Genomic DNA, 13,788 nt, shown 5'->3' with positions numbered 1-13,788 from the left:
GCCGATTTCAGGCAGGAACCCCATGATGGACGCCTTCGAACTCCCCCGCACCCTGGTCCAGTCCCTTCAACAGCGTGCTGCGCAGACGCCGGACCACGTGGCGTTGCGCTTCCTCGCCGAGAGCGCCGAGCACAGTGTGGTGCTCAGTTATCGCGACCTCGACCAACGCGCCCGCACCATCGCCGCTGCCCTGCAGGCCAACGCTGGCCTGGGCGAGCGTGCGGTGTTGCTGTTCCCCAGTGGCCCGGACTATGTGGCGGCGTTCTTTGGCTGCCTGTACGCCGGGGTGATCGCGGTGCCGGCGTATCCGCCGGAATCCACGCGTCGTCATCATCAGGAGCGCCTGCTGTCGATCATCAGCGATGCCGAGCCGCGCCTGCTGTTGACCATTGCCAGCCTCAGCGAGGGCCTGGCCCAGATTGAAAATGCGCCGCCGGTATTGAGCGTCGACACCCTGGAGGCGCAGCAGGCCGACCAGTGGGTCGAGCCCGACCTCAAGGCCGACGACATCGCGTTCTTGCAATACACCTCCGGCTCCACCGCATTGCCCAAGGGCGTGCAGGTCAGCCACGGCAATCTGGTGGCCAACGAAGTGCTGATCCGCCGTGGTTTTGGCATCGACCTCAACCCCGACGACGTGATCGTCAGCTGGTTGCCGCTGTACCACGACATGGGCCTGATCGGCGGCCTGCTGCAACCGATCTTCAGCGGCGTGCCCTGCGTGTTGATGTCGCCGGCCTACTTCCTTGGCCGACCTTTGCGCTGGCTGGAGGCGATCAGCGAATACGGCGGCACCATCAGTGGTGGCCCGGATTTCGCCTACCGCCTGTGCAGCGAACGGGTCAGTGAGTCGGCCCTGGAGCGCCTGGATTTGAGCCGCTGGCGCGTGGCCTATTCGGGTTCCGAGCCGATCCGCCTCGACACCCTGGAACGCTTCGCGGAAAAATTCGCGGCCTGTGGTTTCACCCCGAATAATTTCTTCGCCTCCTACGGCCTGGCCGAAGCCACCCTGTTTGTCGCCGGCGGTACCCGTGGCCGTGGCATTCCCGCCCTGCGCCTGGACGAACAGGCGCTGGCCGCCAACCGCGCCGAACCGGGGCAGGGCCCTGCGATCATGAGTTGCGGCACCAGCCAGCCGGACCACGCCGTGCTGATCGCCGACCCGCACACCCTCACCGAGCTGCCCGACCAGTGCGTCGGCGAACTCTGGGCCACGGGCCCGAGCATCGCCCACGGCTACTGGCGCAACCCGCAAGCCAGCGCCAAGACCTTCGTCCAGCATGCTGGCCGCACCTGGTTGCGCACCGGTGACCTGGGTTTTATCCGCGACGGTGAGGTGTACATCACCGGGCGCCTGAAAGACCTGCTGATCGTGCGCGGCCACAACCTTTACCCCCAGGACATCGAACAGACCATCGAGCGCGAAGTGGAAGGGGTGCGCAAGGGCCGAGTCGCCGCGTTTGCGGTCAATGACCAGGGCCTGGAAGGCATCGGCATCGCCGCGGAAATCAGCCGCAGCGTGCAGAAAATCCTGCCGCCCGAAGCGCTGATCAAAGCGATCCGCCAAGCCGTGGCCGAGGCCTGCCAGCAAGCCCCGAGCGTGGTGGTGCTGCTCAACCCCGGCGCCTTGCCGAAGACCTCCAGCGGCAAAGTGCAGCGTGCGGCCTGTGCGATTGGGCATGCCGATGGCAGCCTCGACAGCTACGCGCAGTTCCCCGGGCAGCAGGGGCAGGCGAGCGAAGTGGCGCTGGAATCGGACCTGCAACAGCGGATCGCGGCGATCTGGTGCGAGCAACTGCAACTGGCCCAGGTGGCGGGCGACGATCACTTTTTCCTGCTGGGGGGCAACTCCATCACCGCGACCCAAGTGGTCGCCCGCCTGCGCGAAAGCCTGGGGCTGGAGCTGAACCTGCGCCTGCTGTTCGAAGCGCCGACACTCGCGGCCTTTGCTGCGGCTGTGGCGCAACTGCAACAGGACGGCGGCGTGGCCCAAGGCGCAATGCACGCCTTATCGCGTCAAGAAGACCTGCCCCAATCCCTGGCACAGAACCGCCTGTGGATCACCTGGCAATTGGACCCTCACAGCAGCGCCTACACCATTCCAGGCGCCTTGCACCTGCGCGGCGAGCTGGATGAAGACGCACTGCGCCACAGCTTCCAGCAACTGATCCAGCGTCACGAAGCCCTGCGCACGCGCTTCTACGAGCGCGATGGTCAGGCGTTTCAGCGTGTCGAGGCTACGGCGGATTTCGAACTGCCGGTCATCGACCTCAGCGACTTGCCAAACGCCGTGCGCGAAGCCCGTGCGCAACAGGTTCGCGAAGACCAGGCGCGCAGCCCGTTCGACCTGGAAACAGGCCCGTTGCTGCGGGTTACCCTGGTGCGCCTGGGCGATGAAGAGCACCAACTGCTGGTGACGCTGCACCACATCATTGCTGACGGTTGGTCGCTGAATATCCTGATCGACGAGTTCTCGCGCCTGTACGCCGCTGCCGCCCAAGGCCAGTCCCTGGAGTTGCCGCCGCTGGCCTTGCAATACGCCGACTACGGCAGCTGGCAGCGTCAATGGTTGGCCGAAGGCGAGGGCCAGCGACAGCTGGCGTACTGGATAGCGCAGTTGGGTGACGAGCATCCGGCCCTGAACCTGGCCACCGATCACCCGCGTGCCGCCCAGCATCGGCACAGCGCCTCGCGCCATCGCCAGCGCCTGGATGCGCGCCTCAGTGCGGCGATCCGCCAGACCGCCCAGGCCCATGACTCAACATCGTTCATGCTGTTGTTGGCGACGTTCCAGACCTTGCTCTATCGCTACAGTGGCCAGCGCGATATCCGTATCGGCGTGCCCAATGCCAACCGCCCACGCCATGAAACCCAGGGCCTGATCGGCTTCTTTATCAACACCCTGGTGCTGCGCGCCGAGCTGGACGGGCGCCTGCCGTTCAACCAGCTGTTGGCCGCCACTCGCGAGACCACATTGGCCGCCCAGGCCCATCAGGACCTGCCCTTTGAACAACTGCTGGAAGCCTTCCCCCAGGCCCGCGAACAGGGCCTGTTCCAGGTCATGTTCAACCACCAGCAGCGCGACCTCAGCACCTTGCGCCGCCTGCCGGGCCTGCTGGCCGATGAGTTGCCCTGGCACAGCCGCGAAGCCAAGTTCGACCTGCAACTGCACAGCGAAGAAGACCGCAACGGGCGCTTGAGCCTGTCGTTCGACTACGCCGACGAGCTGTTCGATTGCGCGACCATCCAGCGTCTGGCCGAGCACTTTATCCATCTACTTCACGCTGTGTGCGCGCAACCACAACACGCCATCGGCGACCTGCCGTTGATGCAGGCTGACGAACAGCAACCCTGGAGCGAGGCCCCCTGCGCGCCGGCCCGGCGCTGGCTGCCCGAGCTGCTCAACCAACAGACGTCGGACGCCACCGCATTGGTCTGGCAGGACGGCAGCCTGACATTCGCCCAATTGCACACCCAGGCCAACCGCCTGGCCCATTACCTGCGCGACAAAGGCGTCGGCCCGGACGTGTGCGTGGCTATCGCCGCCGAGCGTTCGCCGCAACTGCTGATCGGCCTGCTCGCCATCATCAAGGCCGGTGGCGCCTACGTGCCGCTGGACCCGGATTACCCCGCCGAACGCCTGGCCTACATGCTCAACGACAGCGGCGTGCAACTGCTGCTCACCCAGACCGCGTTGCTGCCCCAACTGCCTAGCGCCGAAGGCGTGTGCGTGATTGCCATGGACAGCCTGCATCTGGACAGCTGGCCGACCCAGGCGCCAGGCTTGCACCTGCACGGCGATAACCTCGCCTACGTGATTTACACCTCCGGTTCCACCGGCCAACCCAAAGGCGTGGGCAACACCCACGGCGCCCTGGCCGAGCGTTTGCAGTGGATGCAGGCCACCTATCAACTGAACGAAACCGATGTGCTGATGCAAAAGGCGCCGATCAGTTTCGACGTGTCGGTGTGGGAATGCTTCTGGCCACTGATTACCGGCTGCCGCCTGGTATTGGCCGGGCCGGGCGAACATCGCGACCCGCACCGCATCGCGCAGCTTGTGCAGGAACATGGGGTGACCACGCTGCACTTCGTGCCACCGTTGTTACAGCTGTTTATCAATGAACCCCTGGCAGCCGAATGCACCAGCCTGCGTCGCCTGTTCTCCGGTGGCGAAGCCTTGCCCGCCGAGTTGCGTAACCGTGTACTGGCGCGCTTGCCCGCGGTGCAATTGCACAACCGCTATGGCCCGACCGAAACCGCGATCAACGTCACCCACTGGCATTGCGCCGCCTCGGATGGCGAGCGCTCGCCGATTGGCCGGCCATTGGGCAATGTGATCTGCCGCGTACTGGACGAGCAACTCAACCCGCTACCGGCCGGTGTGCCGGGCGAATTGTGCATCGGCGGTATCGGCCTGGCGCGGGGTTACCTGGGCCGTGCCGGGCTGACGGCCGAACGTTTTGTCGCCGACCCGCTGGGCGCGGCGGGCACCCGCTTGTATCGCACCGGTGACCGTGCGCGCTGGAACGCCGATGGTGTGCTCGAATACCTCGGACGCCTCGATCAGCAGGTCAAACTGCGCGGTTTCCGGGTGGAACCGGAAGAAATAGAAGCGCGCCTGCTGGCCCAGGCAGGCATCGCCCAGGCCGTGGTGCTGGTACGTGATGCCCAGTTGATCGGCTACTACACCGCCGACGCCGAACTGGATGAGCAAAGGGTCAAAATCGCCCTGGCTGCCGAGTTGCCGGAGTACATGGTGCCCGCGCTGCTGATGCGCCTGGACGCCATGCCCCTGAGCCCCAGCGGCAAGCTCGACCGGCGTGCCTTGCCAGAGCCGGTATGGCAAACCCGCGAACACGTCGAACCGCATACACCTTTGCAACTGCACATCGCCGCGATCTGGCGCGAGGTGCTTGGCCTGCCACGCATCGGCCTGCGCGATGACTTTTTCGCACTTGGCGGGCACTCGTTGCTGGCCACGCAAATCATCTCCCGCACCCGCCAGGCCTGTGACGTCGAACTGCCGCTGCGCACCCTGTTCGAAGCCAGCGAGCTGGGCGATTTCGCCGAGCAGGTCGGGCTGATCCAGGCGGCGGGCCAGCGCAACCAACAGACGGCCATCGCCAAAGTCGACCGCAGCCAGCCGGTCCCCTTGTCCTATTCCCAGCAGCGCATGTGGTTCCTCTGGCAGATGGAACCGGACAGCCCGGCCTACAACGTCGGCGGCATGGCGCGCCTGCGCGGCGTGCTGGATGTGGGGCGTTTCGAGGCCTCCTTGCAGGCCTTGATCATGCGTCACGAAACCCTGCGCACCACTTTCCCAAGTGTCGATGGTGTGGCCTGTCAAAAGGTCTCGGCGCAAACCAATGTGCGCATGGGCTGGCAGGATTTCTCCGCGCTGAATGAGCCGCAGCGCCAGCAGCGTTTGCAGCAACTGGCCGATGTCGAGGCGCACACGCCGTTCAACCTGGAAACCGGGCCGCTGTTGCGCGCCTGCCTGGTCAAGGCCGGCGAGCAGGAACATTACCTGGTGCTGACCCTGCACCATATCGTCACCGAAGGCTGGGCCATGGACATCTTTGCCCGTGAACTCAGCGCCTTGTATGAAGCCTTTATCGACGAGCGCGACTCACCGCTGCCAACGTTGCCGGTGCAGTACCTCGATTACAGCGTATGGCAACGCCAGTGGATGGAAGCCGGTGAGCGCCAGCGTCAGCTGGACTACTGGACCGCCCAACTGGGCAACGAACACCCATTGTTGGAACTGCCCGGCGACCGTCCGCGGCCACCGGTGCAAAGCCATCGGGGCGAGCTGTACCGGTTTGATTTGAGCGATGAGCTGGCCGCCCGCGTGCGTGCCTTCAACGCCCAGCACGGCCTCACGCTGTTCATGACCATGACCGCGACCCTGGCGGTGTTGCTCTACCGCTACAGCGGCCAGACCGACCTGCGCATCGGCGCGCCAGTGGCCAACCGTATCCGTCCGGAAAGCGAAGGCTTGATTGGCGCGTTCCTCAATACCCAGGTGCTGCGTTGCCAGCTCAACGGGCAGATGCAGGTCAGCGAGCTGTTCGAGCAGGTGCGCCATACCGTGATCGAGGGCCAGTCCCACCAGGACCTGCCGTTCGACCATCTGGTGGAAGCCCTGCAACCGCCGCGCAGCGCGGCGTACAACCCGTTGTTCCAGGTGATGTGCAACGTGCAGCGCTGGGAATTCCAGCAAAGCCGCCAACTGGCTGGCATGACCGTGGAGTACCTGGCCAACGATGCGCGGGCGACCAAGTTCGACCTCAACCTGGAAGTCACCGACCTCGACCATCGCCTGGGTTGCTGCCTGACCTACAGCACCGACCTGTTCGACGAGCCGCGTATTGCGCGTATGGCCGAGCATTGGCGCAACTTGCTTGAAGCGTTGGTCGCCGATCCTGGCCAGCGCCTGAGCGAATTGCCGTTGCTGAGCGCAGATGAACAACGCGCCTTGCAAGACAGCCTGGGGGTGGAGAAGGGCGAGCATCGCCTCGACCAGTGCATCCATCAACTGTTCAGCCAGCAGGCCAGCCAGCGGCCGGAGGCCCCGGCGCTGACCTTTGCCGGTGTGACCCTCTCGTATGCGCAACTGGATGAGCGCGCCAACCGCCTGGCCTGGATGCTGCGCGAGCGTGGCGTGGGCCCGCAGGTGCGCGTGGGCCTGGCGCTGCCGCGTTCGCTGGAAATGGTCATCGGTTTGCTGGCGATCCTCAAGGCCGGCGGTGCCTATGTGCCGTTGGACCCGGAATACCCGCTGGACCGCCTGCATTACATGATCGAAGACAGTGACATCGGTCTGCTGCTCAGTGATGCGGCCCTATTCGAAGCTCTTGGTGAGTTGCCGGCGACGGTGGCGTGCTGGTGCCTGGAGGATGACTCGCCGGTGCTGGCGAATTACCCCGCCGAAGCGCTGCCGTTCGTGAGTCTGGCGCAACACCAGGCGTACCTCATCTACACCTCGGGTTCCACGGGCAAGCCCAAAGGCGTGGTGGTGTCCCACGGTGAGATCGCCATGCATTGCCAGGCGGTGATCGAGCGCTTTGACATGCGCCCGGATGACTGCGAACTGCACTTTTACTCGATCAACTTCGACGCTGCCACCGAACGTTTGCTGGTGCCGCTGCTGTGCGGGGCGCGGGTGGTATTGCGCGCCCAGGGCCAGTGGGATGCCGAAGAGATCTGCGCGCTGATCCGTACCCATCGCATCAATGTGCTCGGTTTCACCCCCAGCTACGGCAGCCAGTTGGCGCAGTGGCTGGCGACCCAGCAACAGACACTGCCGGTGCGTATGTGCATCACCGGTGGCGAAGCCTTGACCGGCGAACACCTGCAACGCATCCGTGCGGCGTTTACGCCCCAGCTGTTCTTCAACGCCTACGGCCCCACCGAAACCGTGGTGATGCCCCTGGCCAGCCAAGCGCCCGAGCAGTTGGAGGAGGGCGCTGGCAGTGTGCCGATCGGTAGCATCGTCGGCGCGCGCGTGGCTTACATTCTCGACGCCGACCTGGCGCTGGTGCCCCAGGGCGCCAGCGGTGAGCTGTATATCGGTGGCGCCGGCCTGGCCCAGGGTTACCACCAGCGGCCGGGGATGACGGCGGAGCGCTTTGTCGCAGACCCGTTTGCTGGCAAGGGCGGGCGCCTGTACCGCACCGGCGACCTGGTACGCCAACGCGCCGATGGCCTGGTGGAGTACCTGGGGCGCATCGACCATCAGGTGAAGATTCGCGGTTTTCGCATCGAACTGGGCGAAATCGAAACGCGCTTGCTCGAACATGACGCTGTGCGCGAAGCGGTGGTGCTGGCACTGGATGCGCCGAGCGGCAAGCAATTGGTGGCGTACCTGGTCAGCGATGCCGAGCACGCCGCTTTGCGCGACGCGTTGAAGGCGCACCTCAAGGCGCAACTGCCGGACTACATGGTGCCCGCGCATCTGATCGTGCTGCAGAGCATGCCGCTGACCGCCAACGGCAAGCTCGACCGCCGTGCCTTGCCTGAGCCGGACCCAGAGGCCAATCGCCAAGCCTACGTCGCGCCGCGCAGCGAGCTGGAACACAGCCTGGCCGCCATCTGGTGCGCGGTGCTGAACGTGGAGCAAGTGGGCCTCGACGATAACTTCTTTGAACTGGGCGGCGACTCGATCCTGTCGATCCAGGTGGTGAGCCGGGCGCGCCAGGCCGGGATTCATTTCAGCCCCCGTGACCTGTTCCAGCACCAGACCGTACAGAGCCTGTCTGCCGTGGCGACTCGCTCGGAGCTCATCATCGCCGAGCAAGGATTGCTGACCGGCCCCTCGGGCCTCACGCCGATCCAGCACTGGTTCTTCGACACCGACATCCCGGCTCGCCAGCACTGGAACCAGGCGTTGGTGCTCAAGCCACTGCAACTGCTCGATGCCCATCGCCTGGAGCAAGCGCTGCTGGCCGTGCTGGAACACCACGACGCGCTGCGCTTGAGCTTTACCCCGCGTGGCGCGCAATGGCATGCCGAGCACTTGGGCGTGCCGGAAGGTGGCGTGCTGCTGCAGGCGCAGGTGCGCGACATGCAGGCGTGCACGGCGTTGTTCACCGACACCCAGCGCAGCCTCGACCTGGCACAGGGGCCGCTGTTGCGCGCCTTGCTGGTGGACGGGCCGCAAGGCCAGCAGCGCTTGCTGATCGCCATCCATCACCTGGTGGTGGACGGCGTGTCGTGGCGCGTCCTGCTGGAAGACCTGCAAAACGTTTATCGCCAACTCAGTGAAGGCCAGTCCGTCAGCCTGCCGGCCAAGACCAGCGCGCTGCGCGATTGGGCTGCGCGCTTGCAAGCCTATGCCCACAGTGAGTCCTTGCGCGAAGAGTTGAGCCTGTGGCAAGCGCAATTGGCTGGCCCGGCCGTGGCCTTGCCGGTGCAGCGTCCCCAAGGCGCACGGCGCAATAGCGATGCCGAAACGGTCAGCGTGCGCCTGGATGCCGAGCGCACCCGGCAGTTGCTGCAACAGGCGCCGAGTGCCTATCGCACCCAGGTCAACGACCTGTTGCTGACCGCCCTGGCCCGCGTACTGTGCCGCTGGAGCGGGCAGGCCTCGGCACTGATCCAGCTGGAAGGCCATGGCCGCGAAACCTTGTTCGATGACATCGACCTGACCCGCAGCGTGGGCTGGTTCACCAGTGCCTATCCGTTGCGCCTGACGCCGCAGGCCGAGCAGGGCGACTCGATCAAGGCGATCAAGGAGCAACTGCGTGGTGTGCCCCATAAAGGCTTGGGTTATGGCGTGCTGCGTTACCTGGCCGATGACCTGTGCAAACAGAGCATGGCCGCATTGCCGAGCGCGCAGGTCACCTTCAACTACCTTGGCCAGTTCGACCAGAGCTTTGGCGCTGACGCGCTGTTCCATCCGCTGGAGGAATCCGCCGGTCAGGCCCATGACCCGGATGCGCCGTTGCCCAACGAACTGAGCATCGACAGCCAGGTGTATGGCGGCGAGCTAGTGCTACGCTGGACCTTCAGCCGTGAGCGGCATGATCAGCAGGTGATTGGCGATCTGGCCGAAGCTTACCTGGCCGAATTGCACAGCCTGATCGCCCATTGCCTGCAGGACGATGCCGGCGGCCTCACGCCGTCCGACTTCCCCCTGGCGCGCCTGACCCAGGTGCAACTGGACGCCTTGCCGGTCCCGGCCAGCGCCATCGAAGACGTCTACCCGCTGACCCCGATGCAGGAGGGCCTGCTGCTGCACACGCTGCTGGAGCCCGGCACCGGCCTGTATTACATGCAGGACCGCTACCGCATCAACAGCGCCCTGGAGCCGGAGCGTTTTGCCCAGGCCTGGCAAGCGGTGATCGCCCGCCACGAAGCCTTGCGCGCCTCGTTCTGCTGGAACGTCGGCGAAGACATGCTGCAAGTGATCCACAAGCCCGGCAGTACGCCGATCGAGTACCTGGACTGGAGCGCCGACCCGCAGGATGAGCAGGAGCCGCGTCTGCAAGCCTTGCTCAAGGCCGAGCGCGAAGCCGGTTTTGACCTGCTCAACCAGGCGCCTTTTCACTTGCGCCTGATTCGCGTGGGCGAGGCGCGCTACTGGTTCATGATGAGCAACCACCACATCCTGATCGATGCCTGGTGCCGCTCGCTGCTGATGAATGACTTCTTCGATATCTACACAGCCCTGGGCGAAGGCCGCGATGCGCAACTGGGGACCCCGCCGCGCTATCGCGACTACATTGCCTGGCTGCAACGCCAGGACCTCAACGAGGCGCGCCAGTGGTGGCAGCAAAACTTGCAAGGCTTCGAGCGCGCTACGCCGATCCCGAGTGACCGCCCGTTCCTGCGCGAACACGCCGGTGGCAGCGGCGGCATGGTGGTGGGCGATTGTTACACCCGCCTGGATGCCCGCGACGGTGCGCAACTGCGCGAACTGGCCCAGGCGCATCAGCTTACCGTCAACACTTTCGCCCAGGCGGCGTGGGCCCTGGTGCTGCGGCGTTTGAGTGGCGATCGCGACGTGCTGTTCGGCGTCACCGTGGCTGGTCGCCCGGTGGACATGCCCGAGATGCAACGCACTGTCGGCCTGTTTATCAACAGCATCGCGTTGCGGGTAAAACTGCCCGAGGACGGCCAGCGCTGCAGCGTGCGCCAGTGGTTGAGCGCCTTGCTCGACAGCAATATGCAACTGCGCGAGTACGAATACCTGCCGTTGGTGACGATCCAGGAACACAGCGAATTGCCCAAGGGCCAGCCGCTGTTCGACAGCCTGTTTGTGTTTGAGAACGCGCCAGTGGAAGTCTCGGTGCTGGACCGTGCACAAAGCCTGAACGCCACCTCGGATTCTGGCCGTACCCACACCAACTTCCCGCTGACGGCCGTGTGCTACCCCGGCGATGACCTCGGTTTGCACCTGTCCTACGACCAGCGTTATTTCGACGAAAGCACCGTGCAAGACATGCTCGCTGAGTTCAAGCGCCTGTTGCTGGCGCTGGTGCAGGGCTTCCATGGTGACATGGACGAGCTGGCGCTGATGGGTGAGCAGGAACGTGAATTCCTCGTGGAAGGCTGTAACCAGAGCGCACATGCCTACCCGCTGGAACGCAGCTATATCGAGTTGTTCGAGGAGCAGGTCGCGCAGCATCCGCAGCGTATCGCCGCCAGTTGTCTTGACCAGCAATGGAGCTACGAGGATCTGAATCGCCGCAGCAATGGCCTCGGCCACGCGCTGATTGCGGCGGGTGTCGGCCTGGACCAACCGGTGGCGTTGTTGGCTGAACGTGGGCTGGATTTGCTCGGTATGATCATCGGCAGCTTCAAGGCCGGCGCCGGCTACCTGCCGTTGGACCCGGGCCTGCCGGGCCAGCGCCTGAGCCGCATCATCGACCTGTGCCGCACGCCGTTGCTGGTGTGCACCGAGGCGTGCCGTGAACAGGCCATCGAGTTGCTCGAAGGTGTCGATTGCCAGTTGCTGGTGTGGGAGGAAATTCCCGCCCGTGGTGAAAACCCAGGTGTCTACAGTGGCCCGGACAACCTTGCTTACGTGATCTACACCTCAGGCTCCACCGGCTTGCCCAAGGGTGTGATGGTGGAACAGCGCGGCATGCTCAACAACCAATTGAGCAAGGTACCGTACCTGAACCTGAGCGATGCCGATGTGATCGCCCAGACCGCGTCGCAAAGCTTCGATATTTCTGTGTGGCAGTTCCTCGCCGCGCCGCTGTTTGGCGCGCGTGTGGACATTGTGCCCAATACCATCGCCCATGATCCGCAAGGGTTGTTGGCCCACGTTCAAGCACAGGGCATCACCGTGCTGGAGAGTGTGCCGTCGCTGATCCAGGGCATGTTGGCCCAGGAGCGTATCCGCCTCGACGGCCTGCGCTGGATGTTGCCGACCGGGGAGGCCATGCCACCTGAGCTGGCCCATCAGTGGCTGCTGCGTTACCCGCAAATTGGCCTGGTGAATGCCTACGGCCCGGCGGAATGCTCCGATGACGTGGCGTTCTTCCGCGTCGATCTGGCGTCGACCCGTGGCACTTACCTGCCGATTGGTACGCCGACCGACAACAACCGTTTGTACCTGCTCGATGGCGCATTGGAACTGGTGCCCCAAGGCGCCGTGGGCGAGTTGTGCGTCGCTGGCACCGGTGTCGGTCGCGGCTACGTCAGCGATCCGCTGCGTACTGCCCAGGTCTTTGTGCCCAACCCATTTGGCGCGCCCGGCGAGCGGCTCTACCGTACCGGCGATCTGGCGCGGCGCCGCAGCGACGGCGTGTTGGAGTACGTCGGTCGGATCGACCATCAAGTGAAGATTCGCGGCTACCGCATTGAACTGGGTGAAATCGAAGCGCGCCTGCACGAACAACCTGACATCCGCGACGCGGCGGTCGGGGTTCAGGAGGGCGTCAATGGTAAGCATCTGGTTGGCTACCTGGTGGCGGCCGATGCAACATTGAACACTGGCGAGCGCCTGGAGCGCATCAAGCAACGCCTGCGTGCCGAACTGCCCGAATACATGGTGCCGCTGCATTGGCTATGGCTTGACCGCCTGCCCCTGAATGCCAACGGTAAACTCGACCGCAAGGCCCTGCCGGCCCTGGAGATTGGTCAGTTGCACAGCCAGGACTATGTGACGCCTCGCACTGAACTGGAAGCCACGTTGGCGGCTATCTGGGCTGAGGTGCTGAGGGTCGAACGGGTCGGGGTGCGGGACAACTTCTTCGAACTGGGCGGGCACTCGCTGCTGGCTACGCAGATCGCTTCACGGGTGCAGAAAACGTTGCAGCGCGACGTGCCGCTGCGGGCGATGTTCGAGTGCAGCACGGTGGCGGAGCTGGCGGAGTATATCGACGGGTTGGCGGCCAATGAGATCAGTGCCGAGAAGGTGGATCGGTTGAGTGATTTGATGGCGGAGTTGGAGGGGTTGTAAGCCAGCCGCTGGTCTGGAATACCCATTTTTTTCGGTAAAACTGTCAAATTTGACAGTAGGCAAGCTTCCTGAACCACGTGTTAGATAACCGCAGTTTCTGGCCCGCTCGGCCAGGCCCGACGGTGATCTAACGCTGGACAGGAGTCTTATCGTGGTTAAAAAAACGCTCTCTGAAAAACCTATTTCCGCTCAGGCCTCTGGCGTGTTGCAAGCGACTGAAGCGGAGTTGCCCTATGCGGTTATCCAGTACGCCACCAATAACAGTGTGCTGTATCCGATCGATGCGATCGATGGCACTACGGCGACACTGACCTTGCCGGCGAATGCCACCCATGTCACGTTCTACCTGGCGATCAAGGATCAAGAGGAGCCCGCCTTCGAGCCTGTTTCTGTCGCAAACGGGGTTGATGTCGTCGATATTCCTGCAAACTGGATCAGTTACTGCATCGGGCACACGGTATTGATCAAGTACACGGCCAATGCAGGTGGCCGAGCGTTGGAGTCCTTGACACTGGAGTTGAAAGTCCAACAGATCCGGGAGGAGCACCTGGTGGTATCAAGGCCGGTGTTTGCGCATTCCAAAGAGGAGGAGCCGAACACCTGGCGGCTGAAGATGCAGAGCTTCACTGGCGATGAAACCGTTCACATTAAGGCATGGCCAATGATTTATGTGGGCCAGCGCCTGTTTGTCACCGTCGCGGGTAATCAGATGTCACGCCGTATCGCTTCAGATGGGTGGCGTTGGATCACGTCGTACAGCTTCATGAGGCTCATGCTGATCACGTTTTCAGGTTCTCTCTGTCGCGAGGCTGGTTATCCAGACTCAACGACTATTCGTCTATCACTGCCCATCTGGGGGTGATTTGGGA

Annotated in this window: 2 protein-coding genes; both read left to right on the top strand. The window is 63.9% G+C overall.

All coding sequences use genetic code 11. The features are described from left to right. The first annotated feature begins 22 nt into the window (after positions 1 to 22). A complete protein-coding gene (locus JMV15_RS14505) occupies positions 23 to 12,919 on the top strand; it encodes a non-ribosomal peptide synthetase (RefSeq protein ID WP_201491687.1) in 12,897 nt (4,298 codons plus the stop codon). 151 nt (positions 12,920 to 13,070) lie between these two features. Then, the gene (locus tag JMV15_RS28380; protein ID WP_235991955.1) at positions 13,071 to 13,781 is read left to right on the top strand and encodes a hypothetical protein; all 711 of its coding nucleotides are present in this window, start codon (positions 13,071 to 13,073) and stop codon (positions 13,779 to 13,781) included. Positions 13,782 to 13,788: the final 7 nt, after the last annotated feature.

The organism is Pseudomonas paracarnis, assembly GCF_904063055.1.
GTDB classification, from domain to species: Bacteria; Pseudomonadota; Gammaproteobacteria; order Pseudomonadales; family Pseudomonadaceae; genus Aquipseudomonas; species Aquipseudomonas paracarnis.
The sequence above is the reverse complement of the archived record's forward strand: the minus strand, read 5'-3'. Positions and strand labels throughout refer to the sequence as shown.